The organism is Sphingomonas sp. Sphisp66, assembly GCF_047324325.1.
GTDB lineage: Bacteria > Pseudomonadota > Alphaproteobacteria > Sphingomonadales > Sphingomonadaceae > Sphingomonas.
The window spans coordinates 4,571,257-4,587,660 of the sequence record NZ_CP168508.1 but is presented as its reverse complement, the minus strand read 5'-3'; the positions used below and the strand labels follow the sequence as shown (position 1 = coordinate 4,587,660).

Genomic DNA, 16,404 nt, shown 5'->3' with positions numbered 1-16,404 from the left:
GTCCGGCCCCGATGCCAAAGCCGGGGCGCCGGGGCAAGCCCCTCAGACCAATCCGAGCCCCGCGCGGCGGATCGCGCCGACATAGGCGCGCATGCCCTGCACCGCCTTTTCGCTGAGCACGATATAGGCGCGGCGCCGGTCACCCGGGTCGGCGTGGCGGCCGAACAGCCCCGCCTCGTGCATGGTGCCGATCCAGCGCAGCGCCGTGGTCGGCGGAACGGCGGCGGCGATGCACAGGCTCGACACCGAGACGCGCCGCCGCTCGATATTGGCGGCGAACAGGTCGAGCAGCATGTCCCAGGCAGGATCGGCGAACAGCTCCGCCGCGAAATACTGGCTGCGCAGCCGGCGCGAGCGAATCACTGCGCGGATCTCGGACGCGGCTATTTCGGACGCCGGCTCGTCGGGGCCGCGATAGTCCATCTCGGGCGCGCGCAAGGTGCCGGCGCGGTCATCCTCCTCGTCGTCGAACAGTTCCCCCCGGGTGAGCCGGGCCAGCGCATCGGCGATGCGCGCGACTTCCTCGTTGAGCCGGCGCAGGCGCGCCACCTCGGCATCGCGGGTGATGTCGGTCCAGCGTGCACGCGGCGCGCCTTCGCTCTCCGCCCGGGAGCGGAGCAGCGCGCCGAGCAGCTCGGTGACGCCGGGATCGCAGAGCAGCTGGGTGCACGGCATGCCGAGCAGCGGCCCGGCGAGATCGACCTGCCCGGCTGAGAAGATCGCCACCAGCGCCGGGCTGGCAGAAGCGTCGCGTGCCGCCAGGAGATCGAGCAGAACCTCCAGTTCGGGCTCGGCAGCATCGCGCGCATCGAGCAGCACCAGATCGAGCACCGGGCCGTCGAGCAAGGCGGGGGCCGTGGCGGGATCGGCCACGTCGCGCACCCGGAAACCGGCGGTGGCGAGCGCGTCGGTCACTTCGGTCCGCGCCACTGCCGTGATCAGCAGGGCATTGGCCGCCAGATCATAGGGAGCGCCAATCAGTTCGGGGGCCGCGGAAAGGTTCGCCATCGCCTTCTCGGGTCATGTTCCCGGAGAGGCCCAACCTCCGGAACGGATTGCTCGATCCGCTCCGTTTCGGAGCTTATGGCGCGACCCGGACGGGCATAGGAATCCTTGCCCGTCCGTTCCGGATCAGTCCACGACTGATCCGTCGGATTCGGCTGCAAATACCGCGGCTTCGCTGGGATCGCCGAGAAGCTCGCGCGTCGCACTGGCCAGCAGGCCCGGCCCCAGCGCCAGGCCGATCGCGAAGAATATCGCGCCGATCACGCCGAAGATGATCTTGGTGACCAGCGGCATCGCCAGCTGCTGGGCGGCGAATGCCTCGGCCGCCGCGCGCATCTGCTCCTGGTCGCCATTGGCTGCGAACAGCGCGGCGAGGTAATCGCCCATCACGAACGACATGACGGCGACACCGGCGACGACGAAGATCAGTCCGATCAGGAAGTAACAGGCAAAGAGCAGCCAGAAGCGGCCGCGGGTCAGGTCCCAGGTCGCATCGAGGCTGATCCGGCGGCGATGGAAGCTGAGCGGGAAGATCAGCGAGATGCGCACTTCGACCCAGATCACCGCGCAGATGAAGGCAAGGACGAGCAGGAACGCGAGGATGGCGGTGATCACGCCCTGCCCCAGGATCCAGCCCAGCACCGCGATGATCAGCAACAGCAGCAACTCGCCGATGAACACGGCGACGAAGAGACCGAGGGTGACCAGGATCACCAGCCCGAACATGCGGAACTCGTCCATGCCCAGCCGCATATAGGCGAAACCGCCCTCCTCGGGCCGCAGCATCGCGCGGAACACCGCGTTCATCAGCACCACGACGAGGAACAGCAGGCAGAGGTTGAGGAGCAATATCAGGCTGAACGCTGGCCCGGCAAAGGCCGAGACCGAAGCGCTGGTATCGGCCACGGTCGGCATCATCGTGCCGTACATCAGCAGGCCCATGACCAGCGAGATGGCCAATGCGCCGACGCAATAGGTGACCGCCCAGATCACTACCGAAGCGGGGCGATCGCGCAGCAGCCGGAATGCGCCCCCCAGAATCGAACCCACGCTCGCCATTCGATATTCCCCCATTCGCTCCGGCCCGCCAGCGTCAGTCGAGGCTCTTCACGATCTCCTCGACCATCTTCTTGGCGTCCGCGAGCAGCATCATCGTGTTGTCGCGGTAGAACAGCTCATTGTCCACACCCGCATAGCCGACGCCGCCCATCGAGCGCTTGATGAAAAGCACCGTCTTGGCTTTTTCGACGTCGAGCACCGGCATGCCGTAGATCGGCGAGCTCTTGTCGGTCTTGGCGGCCGGATTGGTCACGTCGTTGGCGCCGATGACGAAGGCGACGTCGGTCTGGGCGAACTCGCTGTTTATGTCCTCCAGCTCGAACACTTCGTCATAGGGCACGTTCGCCTCGGCGAGCAGCACGTTCATATGGCCGGGCATGCGCCCCGCGACCGGGTGGATCGCGTACTTCACCCGGACACCGTGCGCCTTGAGCTTGTCGCCCATCTCGCGCAGCGCGTGCTGGGCCTGGGCGACCGCCATGCCGTAGCCCGGCACGATGATGACCTGCTCGGCCTGGCTCATCAGGAAGGCCGCGTCCTCGGCCGAGCCGCGCTTCCACGGCCGGTCGATCGCCGCGCCGCCGCCGCCCGCATCCGCCGTCGCGCCGAAGCCGCCGGCGATCACGCTGATGAAGCTGCGGTTCATCGCGCGGCACATGATGTAGCTGAGGATCGCGCCCGAGCTGCCGACCAGCGCGCCGGTGATGATCATCGCGCTGTTGTGCAGGGTGAAGCCCATCGCCGCCGCGGCCCAGCCGGAGTAGGAGTTGAGCATCGAGACGACCACCGGCATGTCCGCGCCGCCGATCGGGACGATCAGCAGGAAGCCGATGACGAAGCTGAGCGCGGTCACGGTCCAGAACACCCAGGGGCTCTGGTCGGTGACGAAATAGCCGATCAGGCCGAGGATGCCGGCGAGCACGCCCAGGTTGATCACATGGCGGCCGGGCAGCAGGATCGGCTTGCCCGACATGTTGCCGTTGAGCTTCAGGAAGGCGATCACCGAGCCCGAGAAGGTGATCGCGCCGATCGCGACGCCCAGGCCCATCTCGATCCGGCTGACGCTGAGAATCTCGCCATCCGGCCCGAGGATGCCGAAGGCGCCGGGGTTGAGGAAGGCCGCCGCCGCGACGAGCACTGCCGCCATGCCGACCAGCGAGTGGAAGGCGGCGACGAGCTGCGGCATCGCGGTCATCGCGATGCGGCGCGCGGTGACGAAGCCGACGATCCCGCCGATCGCGATCGCCGCGCCCAGCTCGATCGGGCTGGCGATCTCGTGCGTGATCAGCGTGGTGACCACCGCGATCGCCATGCCGAGCATGCCGAGCCGGTTGCCGCGCCGGCTGCTCGCCGGGCTGGAGAGCCCGCGCAGCGCGAGGATGAAGCAGATGCCGGCGACCAGATAGGCCAGCGCCACCCATGGATTGACAAGTGCCCCCTCGTGCATCGGCTCAGCCCTTCTTCTTGTACATGGCGAGCATGCGCTCGGTGACGGCGAACCCGCCGAAGATGTTCACGGAGGCCAGCGCGACCGCGACGAGGCCGAGCCATTTGGCGATCTCCGAGCCCGACGCGGCCGAGGCGATCAGCGCGCCGACGATGATCACCGAGGAGATCGCGTTGGTCACCGCCATCAGCGGCGTGTGCAGGGCCGGGGTGACCGACCAGACCACATAATAGCCGACGAAGCACGCCAGCACGAAGATCGACAGGATCGAGATGAAGTCCATGATGAAATCCTTAGCCGATTAGTTCGGGCACCCTTGCGCCACCATCGCGAAAGGCTGGAGCGGAATGCCCTGATCGATCCGCAGCCGCGCTGCATCGTCGTTTCCGTCGATCGTCGATATCTTCGCGCCGAAGATCCGGCGCTGGCCCTTCTCGCCGTTCGACGCGACCGAGCCGAAGACCGGCACGGGCGTCCCGTCGCCGAAGTGCAACTGGAGACTGGGCAAGCCGCTGCCGCGGATGCCGTCGAACATGATGCCCACCATGGGCCCCTCCTTGATCTCGATCGGCGAGAGCTTGCGATAGGCGCCCCCGCGTATCGGAACGGGGTTGTCCGGCACCTTCGCCTCGATGATCGGGAAGGCGCGCGAGGTGCAGGCGCCCGGCGCCATCCCGTCGAGCCGGCCGTCGCGATCGCTGTCGACGAAACAGCGATAGGATACGTGGCGGCTGCCGAGCAGGCCGAACAGCCCCGCCGGCACGTCCTGCGGGTGGAAGGTGCAATAGACGCCGAGATCCGCTTCCGGAGTCGGCTTTCGGAGCTTGCCCGGCATCGCCTTGAAGAGCTGGTCGCCCTTCCGGGCAATGACGACGCCCTTCTCCGTGTCGAGCACTTCCTCGCTCAGTTCGATCAGCCCGGGCGGCAGCAGCCGCGTCTTGATCACCCACTCCCCGCGCTTCACCGAAATCTCGGCGGTCGCGAGACTCGGCTCGACGAACCAGAGCGAATGATAGGAAGGCGAGCCGACCAGCGCGGCGGGACCGGCAAGGCTCAGCCACCCCGCCAGCCACATGGCGCCGGCGCTCACCCGAGCAGCCTCTCGTTCACCACCTTGCCGCCCTGGGTCAGGCGGATGGCGTTGCCGATCTCCTCGTCGAGGATCGGCTTGCCCTGCTCCTTGTCCCAGAAAGCGGAGAGGAAATTGAACAGGTTGCGGGCAAACAGCGCCGAGGCGTCGGCGGCGAGGCGCGAAGGCACGTTCTTGTGCCCGACGATCTTCACGCCGTGCTTCACGACGATCTCGCCGGCGACTGCGCCCTCGACATTGCCGCCGGCCTCGACCGCGAGATCGACGATCACGCTGCCCGGCTTCATCGTCGCGATCTGCGCGTCGCTGATCAGGCGCGGCGCGGGCCGGCCGGGGATCAGCGCGGTGGTGATCACGATGTCCTGCTTGGCGATGTGGCTGGAAACGAGCTCGGCCTGGGCCGCCTTGTACTCATCGCTCATCTCGGTGGCATAGCCGCCGGTACCTTCGCCCTCGATGCCCTTCACCGCCTCGACGAAGATCGGCTTGGCGCCGAGCGAGAGGATCTGCTCCTTGGTCGCGGCACGCACATCGGTCGCCGAGACCTGGGCGCCAAGGCGCCGTGCGGTGGCGATCGCCTGGAGGCCGGCGACGCCGACGCCCATGACAAAGGCCTTGGCGGCGGAGACGGTGCCCGCCGCGGTCATCATCATCGGGAAGGCGCGGCCATATTCGGCGGCGGCATCGAGCACTGCCTTGTAGCCGGCGAGGTTCGACTGCGAGGACAGGATGTCCATCGACTGGGCGCGGGTGATGCGCGGCATGAACTCCATCGCCAGCGCTTCGAAGCCGGCTGCGGCATAGGCATCGACTCGGGCGCGCTCGCCGAACGGATTGAGCCCGGCGACGATCCAGGCACCCGCTTTTGTGCCCGCCAGGCTCGCCGGATCGGGGCCCTGCACGCCGAGCACGATGTCGGCGTCCTTGAGGACTTCGGCCCGCCCGCCGACGCTGGCGCCGGCATCGGCATAGGCCTGGTCGGCGATCGAGGCATCCAGGCCCGCGCCCGACTCGACCGCCAGCTGGGCGCCGAGGCCGACGAACTTCTTCACCGTTTCCGGAGTCGCGGAGACGCGCCGCTCGCCGGCGGCGGCCTCCTTCAATATGGCGATCTTCACTTGGCGGAGATCAGGAAGACGACAAGGGCGGCGACCAGTGCGGCAGCTACCGTGCCCCAGGTCATCATCGCCTTGAAACCGCTCCACGTCTGCTCATGTGCCTTGAGCTGCGCGGCGTTGTCACCGGTGTCGGCCATTCGTCTCTCCCCTGAAACTATGTGGCGGGACCTTAACCCGCAGCCCCCGCTCCCTCAACCCCGGTGCGACTTCGGCAAGCTTAAGCCCGCCTTTACCCATCTGCCTTATGACGGACGCCCTGAAACGGGACATTGGGGACAGAAAGAGCGATGACGCGCAACGGCCAGCGCCTCCTGATGCTGATCGACGACGAACCGGCACAGCGCCGCCTCGTCGCGGCGATCGCCGCACGCCGCGGCTGGCGCACCATCTTCGCGAGCGAGGCCGAGACCGGCATCGCCACGCTGGGCACGCCCGACGGGATGGCGCTCGACGCGATCCTGCTCGACCATAGCTCGCCCGACGCCGATGCGGCGGGGCTGATCGCCGAGCTGCGCACCCGCCGGCCGCAGCTGCCGATCCTGATGCTCACCGCCAACGGATCGGTCGCCAATGCCGTGGCCGCGATGCGCGCCGGTGCGACCGACTTCCTGGTCAAGCCGCTCGCCGCCGAGCGCCTGCTCGCCGCGCTCGAGGCGGCCGTCGGCGGCAAGACCGCGGGCGAGCTCCGCCCGCTCACCGAGAAGCTCTCCGCCCCGCTCGCCTTCGACGAAATCGTCGGCAGCGCGCCGCAGTTCCGCGCGGCCCTCGCCATCGCCGCCAAGGCCGCCCGCGCCCGGGTGCCAGTTCTCATCGAGGGCGAAAGCGGCGTCGGCAAGGAAGTGGTCGCCGAGGCCGTCCATGCCGCCTCCCCGCGCAGCAAGAAGGACATGGTCTGCGTCAATTGCGGCGCGATCCCCGCCAACCTGGTCGAGAGCGAGCTGTTCGGCCATGAGAAGGGCGCCTTCACCGGCGCCTTCGAGCGCAAGATCGGCCGATTCGCCGAAGCCGATGGCGGCACGCTGTTTCTCGACGAAGTCGGCGAGATGCCGCTCGACGCCCAGGTCAAGCTGCTGCGCGTGCTCCAGTCGGGCGAGATCCAGCCACTCGGCGCGCGCCATGCCCGCGAAGTCGATGTCCGCGTGATCGCCGCGACCAACAAGACGCTGCAGGCCGAAGTCGAGGCCGGGCGCTTCCGCGAGGACCTCTACTACCGGCTCAACGTCGTCCAGGTGACGATCCCGCCGCTGCGCGAGCGCACCGGCGACATCCCCGCGCTTGCCCGCCACCTGCTTGCGCGGATCGCCGAGCAGCCGGGCCTGCGCGAGCTGGGCATCACCGACGACGCGCTCCAGCTGCTCGGTTCCTATGACTGGCCGGGCAATGTCCGCCAGCTCCAGAACGCGCTGTTCCGCGCTGCCGTGCTCTGCGACGGCGACGGGCTGACCCGCGCCGACTTCCCGCAGATCGCCCAGCTTGCCGCCGGCCGCCCCTCGGGCAATGGCCAGCAGGCGCCGGGTGCGAACAACGCCGGCGTCACGCTGTTCCGGCCCGACGGCAATCTGCGTGCGCTGGACGAGATCGAGGCCGATGTGATCCGCCTCGCCATCGGCCATTATCGCGGCCGGATGACCGAAGTCGCCCGGCGGCTGGGGATCGGCCGCTCGACGCTCTACCGCAAGCTCGGCGAGCTGGGGATCGACCAGAGCGCCGCCTGAGCCTAGCCTTCGCCACATGCTGGGCGAGGCACTCCAATTGCTCGAACGCGCCGCCGAGCCCGGCGTGGCCGAAGGCATGGCGCGGTTCGGTATCACCACCGCCGACCGGGTGATCGGCATCAAGGTCGGCACGATCCGCGGCATCGCCAAGGGGCTGGGCCGCGACCAGACGCTCGCCGAGCAGCTCTGGGATGCCGGGGTGTACGAGGCGCGGCTGCTCGCCTGTTTCGTCGGCGAGCCCAGGCGGCTCACTGCTGAGGGCATGGACCGCTGGACGGCGGGGTTCGACAATTGGGCAACCTGCGACACCGCCTGTTTCGACCTGTTCGACAAGAGCCCGCTCGCCTGGCATGCCGTCCACCGCTGGGCCGATGACGAGCGCGAGTTCGTCCGCCGCGCTGCCTTCGCGCTGCTCGCCGGGCTCGCGCTGCATGCCAAGAAGCTGCCCGATACGCCCTTCCTCGAGGCGCTGCCGCTGATCGAGGCGGCGACCGGCGACGAACGCAACTTCGTCAAGAAGGGCGTGAGCTGGGCGCTGCGGGCGATCGGGATGCGCAATCCCACGCTGCACGCCGCTGCCAGCGAACTGGCCGGGCGGTTCGCCGCCTCCCCTGCCGCCGCCGCCCGCTGGATCGGGCGGGACGCGGCACGCGACCTCGCCCGGCCGGCGGCGCGGCGCAAGGCGGGGCTCGGCTAGACCAGCAGCCATTGCCAGAGCAGCCGGCCGGGCAGGAAGGCGAACATGCCCGGCAGCAGCAGCGCCAGCGCATAGAGCCGCCACATATTGACCTTGTGCGCGGCGATCTGCCCCGCCCGGGCCTGACGGACGGCGCGGTAGAGAGTGAAGAACACCACCGGCACGAACAGGTGCAACCAGCTGAACTGGCCGTGGTTGAGGTGGCGAATGAACAGCGCCGATCCCGCGCCGACCACCATCAGCACCGCCCAGATCCGGCCGAGCATCCGGTGGGTCGCGTCGCCCTTGCGCGAAAGCAGCACCCACAGGCCGAGCGGGATCGCCGGCAGCACGGTGGCGAGGTGGACGGCGATCGCGACCTGGCGGATCTCGTAGGTCGGCGGGGTCAGCCCGAGCAGCACCCGCGCCACCGCATAGCCGGTCGCCCCGGTCAGCGCCCCCGCCGCGACGAACATGATCCCCTTGGCGACCCGCGACAGATCGATCGCCGCGGCTTCCCGAACAACTGCATGACTGGCCATTGCTTGCCTCCCGACGCTATTGGCAGGACCAGGAATGGCGTGGCGCCGGCCGACGGCAATCGCAGCTGCGTGGCCGGGCCGATTGCTGCGTGGACGGACGGCGGCCCGCCGGGCGCTGCCATTTGGCGAAGCGCGAACGGGACGGGGGAAGGCGAACAAGTGAGCGGCGCACGGCGAATCCTGATCGACTGCGCGATCATCTTCGGCGTGGGACTGGTGCTCGCGCTGGTCGGGCCGTTCGGCAGCTTCGCGGCGCCGTTCGAGCTGCGGCTGCTCTACTGGCTGGCGATGAGCTATGCCGGCTATTTCCTCTATTTCCCGGCGATGCGCGGGATGGTCGCGCTCGCCCCGCGGCTGCAATTGCCCGAACCGGCGCTGTGGGCGGCGGCCTGCCTGATCGTCACCCTGCCGATGAGCGCGGTGGTGTGGATCGCCAATTTCGTCTGGCATCCGCCGAGCTGGCCGACGCTGGAGCAGGCGCTCGCCCATTATTGCAACGTGCTGGTCATGGGGGCGCTGGTCTGCGCGCTGTTCTGGTTCGCCCGGCAGCGGCACCGTGCCCAACCCACGCCCGAGCCGGCATCGACCGTGGAGCCGGCCGAGCCCGGCATGCCCCGGCTGGTCGAGCGCCTGCCCCCGCACCTCCGCGCCGTGCCGATCGCGCTGGAGATGGAGGACCATTATGTCCGGGTGCACACCGCGCATGGCTCGGCGCTGCTGCTGATGCGGATGCGCGACGCGGTGCTCGAGCTCGACGGCCTGCCCGGCGCGCTGGTCCACCGCAGCTGGTGGGTCGCCCGGGACGCGGTACAGGGGGCGCGGCGCGAGGGGCGCAATGTCCGGCTGCAGCTCGCCGGCGGGATCGAGGCGCCGGTCGCCCGGGCCCAGGCGGCCGGGCTGGAGGCGGAGGGCTGGTTCTAGCCCTTCCAACACCGCGCCGGCAGCCGACTCGCCAAAGTCCACGAAGTACGCGCCAAAGCGGGTTTTCCGGGCGGCTATTTTCCCTATTTTCCCGGGTTCGCCGCGCATCTCGCAACATTGTTGCGCCTGCGGGATCCTATTTTCCGACGGTCTCAAGGAGCGGCCGGCCAGGGGGCCAGCCGCCCGAGAGGATCAGACGAAATCCTACATTGCAAGCGCGCTCAGCGGACCGCGACCAGCCTTGCCTTTGACAGGTGCCACAGGCTGTCCGCCCGGTTGGCGCTCACCCCCGCGACCACGCGGTGGAGCGTGTACGATCCCCGGAAATGCTGGCGCTTGCCGTTCTTGAGCGTGGCGTAGACATCGACTGGCACGGTGATCCAGCGCTGGCTCATCCCGGCATCGGCGTTGATCGGCTTGCGCGTCTCGACCCGGCTGTGCGCTGTGGCGGCGAAGCCCTGGCGGAAGCTGGCGAAGCTCTTGCCGCTCGCCTGGCCGCCCCGGTCCCACAGGCCATAGGCGGTGCGGAAGTCGCCGCGCTCGATCGCGGCATAATAGGCCTGGACCGTGTCGCGGGCATCCTGCGGGCCCGGCTCCTGGGCGAATGCCGGAAGGGGCGCGGCGAGCAAAGTGAGGGCAAGGGCGAGACGCATTACTCTTCTCCGTTTCTCTAGCGGGCGATCAGCGCCGAATCGCGCAGGCCCCGCCAGACCCTCAACGCCTGAACCGTCTCGAATACATCATGAACACGTATGAGTTGCGCCCCGGCATCGGCACCCTTGAGCGCGATCGCCAGGCTGCCGCCGAGCCGCTGGTCGGCCGGCGCCTCGTTCGACAGCGCGCCGATCATCCGCTTGCGGCTGGCCCCGAGCAGGATCGCGCAGCCCAGGCCATGGAACAGCGCCAGCCCGTTGATCAGCGCGAGATTGTCCTGGAGCGACTTGCCGAAGCCGATACCGGGATCGACCAGGATGTTCGACCGGTCGACACCCGCGGCGACCACCTCGTCGACGCGCTTCTCCAGCCAGTCGTACACGTCGAGCAGCACGTCGCCATAGCCCTCGCCGCCATGCGGGCCCCTTTGCGGCTCGGGCGAATGCATCAGCACCACCGGGCAGCCGGCTTCGACCACCACGTCGAGCGCCTGGGGATCGTAGAGCAAAGCGGCGACATCGTTGACGAGGTGCGCGCCGGCCTGGAGCGATGCCGCCATCACCGCGGCGCGGCGGGTGTCGACCGAGATCGCCGCACCGCCGGCGGCGAGCTTGCGGATCACCGGCACGACGCGCTCGATCTCCTCGCCTTCCCAGACTTCGGCAGCACCCGGCCGGGTCGATTCACCGCCCACGTCGAGGATCGCGGCGCCGGCCGCCGCCATGTCGACGCCCGCGCTCGCCGCCGCATCGGCATCCTCGCCGAGCGCGCGCGAATCGGAGAAGCTGTCGGGCGTGCGATTGAGGATCGCCATCACCTGGGGCTGATCGAGCCGGACGACGCGCTCGCCCAGTTTCAGCGGCGCGCGCGAGGCGGTGATCCGCTGGAGGATCGCGGCGATGCGGGGATCGTCGGGGAGGTCGGCGACGGGGATGGTGCGCTGGAGGACGCGCTTGCCGTCCTGCCGCGCGATCAGCTCGAAGGCCGAGCACCAGCTGAGGCCGCCGGCCAGGCGGACGACCTCGCCGTCGCGGTTGACCGGCGAATCGGCGAGCTGGACGGGGCGGAGATAGAGCCGCGCGGCGGGGGGCAGATCGAGGGTCATGCGGCGCGGAAGTTCACTAAGTTCACGACATGCACGCGCGTGAGGCTTGCCGCCCTGCGGGACGGACTGATGCGGGGAGAGCGGGGAGAGCGGCTGGCCATGCGGGAAAGCGTCTCAGACGAAATCCTACATTGGAAGCGGAAACTTCTTGAGCCCCTCCCCTTCAGGGGAGGGGAAGGGGGTGGGGCCGTGTCTCACAGAGACCGGCGCTCGCGGATAGCCCCCACCCCAACCCCTCCCCTGAAGGGGAGGGGCTAGAGACGGGTTAAGGCTGAGTCGCCAGCAGGTAGTTCTGGCGGAGCGCGTCGATCGGCTTGAGGCCGTCGGCGGCTTCGTAGTTCCAGAAGGTCCAGCCATTGCACGACGGCGCGTTCTGCAGCGTCGCGCCGAGCTTGTGGATCGAGCCGGCCTGGCCGTCGCAGCTGAGCGAGCCGTCGGCGCCGACCACCGCGCGCCAGCGGCGCTTGCTGTCGGTCAGCACGGTGCCCGGCTTGAGGAAACCATTCTCGACGAGCTGGCCGAAGGCGACGCGCGGCTGGCTCTTGGGCGCCTGCATCGTCTTCAGCGCCGATTCGTCGAGCGGCAGCGCCGCCTCGATGCGCTCCTGCGCGGCCTCGACATAGGCGGTCTCGCGCTCGATGCCGATCCAGCGGCGGCCGAGGCGCTTGGCGACCGCGCCGGTGGTGCCGGTGCCGAAGAAGGGATCGAGCACGACGTCGCCCGGCTTGGTCGAGGCAAGCAGGATGCGGTAGAGCAGGGCTTCGGGCTTCTGCGTCGGGTGGACCTTGGTGCCGCCCTTCTTCAGGCGCTCCTGGCCGCCGCAGATCGGGAATTCCCAGTCCGAGCGCATCTGGATCTCGTCGTTGAGCGTCTTCATCGAGCGATAGTTGAAGGTGTACTTCGCCTTCTCGCCGCTGCTCGCCCAGATCAGAGTCTCGTGCGCGTTGGTGAACCGCGTGCCCTTGAAATTGGGCATCGGGTTGGCCTTGCGCCAGATGATGTCGTTGAGGATCCAGAAGCCCAGGTCCTGGATCGCCGAGCCGACCTTGAAGATGTTGTGATAGCTGCCGATCACCCAGATCGTGCCGTCGTCCTTGAGGATGCGGCGCGCCTCGGCCAGCCATTCGCGGGTGAACGCGTCATAGGCGGCGAGGCTGTCGAACTTGTCCCATTCGTCGGTGACCGCGTCGACGGCGCTGCCGTCCGGACGGTTGAGGTCGCCGCCGAGCTGGAGGTTGTAGGGCGGATCGGCAAAGATGCAGTCGATCGACTTTGCGGGCAAAGCGCGCATCGCCTCGATGCAGTCCTGCTGCAGGATCGTGTCGTAGGGCAATACATCGACCCATGAACGCACCGTTGCCGGCTTGAGTCTGCCCTTTTCGAGAACCCCCATTAACCTCTTTCCCCTTGTTGGAGAGGCGGTTTCTGTCGGCGAATGGCCTCGCGTCAAGCGCTGATTGGTTAATGAAAAAACCTGCGATTCCGTTAACTTGTAGAACGGCGAGCGAACTTATCCACATGCTGAGTCGCAAAGTTATCCACAGGCACAAGATATGGGGTGTGACGAAAAAGACTCATTCGTGACGCTGCGTGATGCGCGGCGTTCGCTGCGATTTTCCGCAGTTGAACCGCCGCAGCACCCCTCCTGCGCCTATAAGAATCTGGAAACCATGCCCTTTTGACCGCCCGAAGCCTGTGCGCCGGGCCCGGGAGCTTGCAGATGTACGAAGGTTCGGTCCCCGCCACGACGACTGTTGAAGTGCCCAGCGACGAATCAATGCTCAAGCTGGTTCAGGGGGCTTTGGCCCTCCACGGCGTCGCTGCCGCACCTGCGATTTTCGAGGCGCTGGCCGATCGCGGACCCGATCCCACGGACCCGCTGATGCAGCAGGTGTTCGACGAAGTAATGGCTTCGATGGTCCGTGCCCTCGATGCCGATCCGGCTTCGCCCGACACCTATGCTGCCCTTGCCGCAATGCCGTCCGCGTTCGCTGCAACGCTCTATCGCGTCATGCTGAACGCGATCTTCGAAGGCTCGACGCCGCGCCCCGGGCTGCTCACGGTGAAGGCGGTGACGTGTCTTGCCGGCCTGCTGAGCGCTGCGGGCGAACATGACCAGGCCGCCAAGCTGATCGCGGCGGCCAGTCCCGCCAACCAGCATTATGCGGTTCGGCACGCCGCCTGGATCGTGCGTTGCCGCGCGATTGGCTGCGAGACCGATATCACGGCCTATTGGAGCACTCCGGCACCGGGCGCCGCCACGACGATCGAGGAAGCAGAGGCCTCGATCGACAAGTCCCCACTGCATATCGGCCGCCATCGTGACCGCGTGCGGCTTCTGCTGGAAGCGGGACGCGCCGAGGAGGCGCTCGACGCGCTGTGCGCCGCCATGGCGCTGCCGATCGGGGAAGCCGACAAAAGCGAACTGGCGGACGAACTGGCCGGCGTGACGGCGATCCTGGCCGGCCGGGGCAACGCCGCCCATGTCGAGCGCCAGCGCACGCGCTGGGCGATCGCCCTGTGCCCGCAGGCCGCCACCGACGCGGCCGCACGGGTGGGTTCGGGCGCCTTCCCGTTCCTCGATACCGAACAGAGCGCGGCGCTGCAGCGCAGCCTGCTCACCGCCGGCGGCGCGACCGGCTATCCGATCGTCAACGGCAAGCCGCATCTCGACATCGTCTGGCTGGAGATCACCAACCACTGCAACCAGAAGTGCACCTTCTGCCCGGACATGTTCCGCGAGGATGCGCGCACCTGGCTGCCGCTCGAGCAGGTCAAGGCGCTGATCGACGACCTGGCGGCGAACTGCTCGGTCGGCTCGCTCCAGCTCAATGCCTATGGCGAGCCGCTGCTGCACCCGAACATTGCGGAGATCCTCGCCTATCTCCGCGAGCGCGACCTGCCCTTCCCGACCTTCTTCACCACACATGGCATGACGCTGGTCGACAAGAAGCTGCGCCAGCTCTCGCGCAACTATCCCAGCGGCATCGCGGTATCGCTGCACAATGACAGCCAGCAATCCTATGAGCTGACGCGCAGCGCCAAGATCGGCGATTACGAGACGATGGTCTCGCGAGTCACCGCGCTGATGCGCCAGATGGTCACCGAGCGCGCCGAAAGCCATTTGCGGCTCTATCAGATGGTGTCGAACGGCAATGTCGACATGCGCGTCGATGCGCAGACCCGTTCTGCCTTCCCCGAGACCGCCGAGCGGATGACCGCGCATGTCCGCAAATGGGAAGCGATCGCCGCCGAAATCGCCGCGACCGCACCGGCTGAGGCGCAGGCCGAAGCGCTGGTGAATTCGGACGCCGCGATCATCCGCGCATTCACCGAGGCGGATCATTATGATCATGATCATCTGCCGATCCTGCGCTGGCGAGATGCGTGCGGCGCGCCTCAGACAGCCTTCATGTCGGCGCGGCCGATCGGCACCTATGCCAATCTGCTGCTCGAATATGATCCGCGGTGGGAAGTGTCGCGCAGCGTGGTGAACCGCGAGACCTGCGGCTTCACCGCCACGCCGTCGCTGGCGATCTACGCCACCGGCAAGCTCGGCATCTGCTGCCTCGATCTCAACAGCACCGCGGTGTTCGGATCGGTCTCCGACTATCCCGATCTGGGCGCGGCGATGCGCAGCCCCGAAGCGCTGCGCATCTTCGCCGAGCTCTCCAACGGCGTGGCGACCAGCCGCGGCTGCCAGACCTGCCTGGGCAGCAGCGAGCGGCTATGCGGTAGCAAGGGCGAGGAACTGCCGAGGCCGACCCGCCCGGCCGGCCATTTCCGCGAAGGGATCTGAGCGCAGGTCTCCACGAATCCGCGTGCGTCGGCGGGCAGGCAACAGCCTGCCGCCGCAGGCAATTTAGTGCGTGACATGTAGGAAATCGAAGAACATATCATGAACGTTGAGTGATTCGGACGGGAGGCGCCCCCATCGAATCGCCCGGCATGTGGTTCATGTTCAATGGAGTATCCTCATGACCGTACACACTTACGGCACCATCGATTTCAACCAGCCGAGCACCGGCTCCCCGTTCCCGACGCTGAACGGCGACCTTTCGGTCCTGGCCCGGCTGGCAGCGGCCTTCGCCCCGCACGAGACCGCACCGCCGTCGATGGCGGTGACACTCGACGCCGGCGCGCTGCTCGTCGCGGGAGCGCCGGTCGAGGTGAAGGCGCAGACCAGCGCGACGATCGCCCCGCCCTTGGCTAGCCCGCGTATCGACCGGGTGACGATCAGCCCGACCACCGGCTTGCTGACGGTCACCACCGGCACCGAAGCGGCCAATCCGGTGCCGCCCGCCATTCCGGCCGGCCAGCTGCCGGTGGCGCAGCTGCGGCTCGATGTCGGGATGACCGTGATCCCCAATGCGCGGATCAAGGACGAGCGCGTCGCTCCGGCGGGTGCGGGCGGTAGCGGTACCGCCGGCGGCCTGATCGGCATCCAGACCTTCACCAGCAGCGGCACCTATACGCCGAGCGCGGGCACGGCCTCGGTCGTGGTCGAGCTGGTCGGCGGCGGCGGTGCCGGTGGTGGCTCCGCGGCGACTTCGGGCGCCCAAGGGGCGGCGGGCAGCGGCGGCTCCTCCGGTTCCTATGCCCGGGCGCGCTTCACCACCGGCTTTGCCGGCGTGGCGGTGACCGTGGGCACCGGTGGCGCCCCGACATCGGCGGCCTCGCTCGGCAATGCCGGCAGCGCTTCGAGCTTCGGCGCGCTCGTCACCGCACCAGGGGGCCTGGGCGGCAATCCAGGCTTCGCGACCACGCCGGGCGTGATCGTGGGCGGCACGACTCCCGGCCCGATCTCGACCGGCGGCAACCTGATGAATACCGCGGGCAATCCCGGCCACCATGGTTTCGTACTCACCACCGGCATGGTGGTTGGCGGCAATGGCGGCGGCTCGGTCTTTGGCGGCGGCGGCAATGGCGGCGGCAACGGTGCGGGCCTCAACGGGCTTGCGCCGGGTGCCGCTGGCGGGGGCGCAAGCGGCATTGCCGCGAGCGCTGCACGGAACAGCGGTGCCGGCGCCAATGGCCTGGTGATCGTCTACGAATATTCGGCCTAGCCGAGA

16 protein-coding genes are annotated in these 16,404 nt (G+C 68.2%); 5 read left to right on the top strand and 11 right to left on the bottom strand.

Annotation, left to right across the window (positions count from 1 at the left end; translation table 11 throughout):
• Positions 1-42: 42 nt before the first annotated feature.
• From ACEN8G_RS21115 to ACEN8G_RS21085, 7 genes are all read right to left on the bottom strand, one after another.
• Positions 43-1,008, bottom strand: coding sequence for a hypothetical protein (locus ACEN8G_RS21115; protein WP_413416435.1), 966 nt, complete (start codon positions 1,006-1,008; stop codon positions 43-45).
• A gap of 123 nt (positions 1,009-1,131) precedes the next feature.
• Entirely contained in the window at positions 1,132-2,064 is a 933-nt protein-coding gene (locus ACEN8G_RS21110; protein ID WP_413416436.1) for a hypothetical protein, read from the bottom strand.
• Positions 2,065-2,098: 34 nt separating this feature from the next.
• Entirely contained in the window at positions 2,099-3,511 is a 1,413-nt protein-coding gene (locus ACEN8G_RS21105) for an NAD(P)(+) transhydrogenase (Re/Si-specific) subunit beta (protein ID WP_413416437.1), read from the bottom strand.
• Between the two features lie 4 nt (positions 3,512-3,515).
• A complete protein-coding gene (locus ACEN8G_RS21100) occupies positions 3,516-3,794 on the bottom strand; it encodes an NAD(P) transhydrogenase subunit alpha (protein ID WP_413416438.1) in 279 nt (92 codons plus the stop codon).
• 18 nt (positions 3,795-3,812) lie between these two features.
• Positions 3,813-4,601 carry a hypothetical protein gene (locus tag ACEN8G_RS21095; protein ID WP_413416439.1) on the bottom strand — a complete coding sequence of 263 codons (789 nt, stop codon included), beginning with the start codon at positions 4,599-4,601 and terminating at the stop codon, positions 3,813-3,815.
• Entirely contained in the window at positions 4,598-5,719 is a 1,122-nt protein-coding gene (locus ACEN8G_RS21090) for an NAD(P) transhydrogenase subunit alpha (RefSeq protein ID WP_413416440.1), read from the bottom strand. Before ACEN8G_RS21090 ends, ACEN8G_RS21095 begins: the two co-directional genes overlap by 4 nt.
• Positions 5,716-5,856 carry an aa3-type cytochrome c oxidase subunit IV gene (locus ACEN8G_RS21085; RefSeq protein WP_413416441.1) on the bottom strand — a complete coding sequence of 47 codons (141 nt, stop codon included), beginning with the start codon at positions 5,854-5,856 and terminating at the stop codon, positions 5,716-5,718. Before ACEN8G_RS21085 ends, ACEN8G_RS21090 begins: the two co-directional genes overlap by 4 nt.
• A 150-nt stretch (positions 5,857-6,006) precedes the next feature.
• On the opposite strand from ACEN8G_RS21085, the gene ACEN8G_RS21080 reads away from it, so the two are divergent.
• Both ACEN8G_RS21080 and ACEN8G_RS21075 read left to right on the top strand, forming a co-directional pair.
• Positions 6,007-7,434, top strand: coding sequence for a sigma-54-dependent transcriptional regulator (locus ACEN8G_RS21080; RefSeq protein ID WP_413416442.1), 1,428 nt, complete (start codon positions 6,007-6,009; stop codon positions 7,432-7,434).
• Positions 7,435-7,450: 16 nt separating this feature from the next.
• Entirely contained in the window at positions 7,451-8,131 is a 681-nt protein-coding gene (locus ACEN8G_RS21075; protein ID WP_413416443.1) for a DNA alkylation repair protein, read from the top strand.
• Here the strand turns inward: ACEN8G_RS21075 and ACEN8G_RS21070 are convergent.
• Positions 8,128-8,652 carry a DUF2306 domain-containing protein gene (locus ACEN8G_RS21070; RefSeq protein WP_413416444.1) on the bottom strand — a complete coding sequence of 175 codons (525 nt, stop codon included), beginning with the start codon at positions 8,650-8,652 and terminating at the stop codon, positions 8,128-8,130. The two genes, ACEN8G_RS21075 and ACEN8G_RS21070, sit on opposite strands and share 4 nt — an antisense overlap.
• 159 nt (positions 8,653-8,811) lie before the next feature.
• Here ACEN8G_RS21070 and ACEN8G_RS21065 point away from each other — a divergent pair, with 159 nt between their 5' ends.
• The gene (locus ACEN8G_RS21065; protein ID WP_413416445.1) at positions 8,812-9,573 is read left to right on the top strand and encodes a LytTR family DNA-binding domain-containing protein; all 762 of its coding nucleotides are present in this window, start codon (positions 8,812-8,814) and stop codon (positions 9,571-9,573) included.
• A 221-nt stretch (positions 9,574-9,794) separates the two neighbouring features.
• Here ACEN8G_RS21065 and ACEN8G_RS21060 read toward each other — a convergent pair whose 3' ends face one another.
• The 3 genes from ACEN8G_RS21060 to ACEN8G_RS21050 form a co-directional block, all read right to left on the bottom strand.
• A complete protein-coding gene (locus ACEN8G_RS21060) occupies positions 9,795-10,226 on the bottom strand; it encodes a hypothetical protein (RefSeq protein WP_413416446.1) in 432 nt (143 codons plus the stop codon).
• A 17-nt stretch (positions 10,227-10,243) separates the two neighbouring features.
• The gene (gene folP / locus ACEN8G_RS21055; RefSeq protein ID WP_413416447.1) at positions 10,244-11,332 is read right to left on the bottom strand and encodes a dihydropteroate synthase; all 1,089 of its coding nucleotides are present in this window, start codon (positions 11,330-11,332) and stop codon (positions 10,244-10,246) included.
• A gap of 265 nt (positions 11,333-11,597) precedes the next feature.
• Complete coding sequence (locus ACEN8G_RS21050; protein ID WP_413418806.1) at positions 11,598-12,725, bottom strand: site-specific DNA-methyltransferase; 1,128 nt, start codon at positions 12,723-12,725, stop codon at positions 11,598-11,600.
• A gap of 384 nt (positions 12,726-13,109) precedes the next feature.
• On the opposite strand from ACEN8G_RS21050, the gene ACEN8G_RS21045 reads away from it, so the two are divergent.
• Both ACEN8G_RS21045 and ACEN8G_RS21040 read left to right on the top strand, forming a co-directional pair.
• Entirely contained in the window at positions 13,110-15,131 is a 2,022-nt protein-coding gene (locus ACEN8G_RS21045; protein ID WP_413418804.1) for a radical SAM/SPASM domain-containing protein, read from the top strand.
• A gap of 178 nt (positions 15,132-15,309) precedes the next feature.
• Positions 15,310-16,398, top strand: coding sequence for a hypothetical protein (locus tag ACEN8G_RS21040; protein ID WP_413418802.1), 1,089 nt, complete (start codon positions 15,310-15,312; stop codon positions 16,396-16,398).
• The last annotated feature ends 6 nt before the right edge of the window (positions 16,399-16,404 follow it).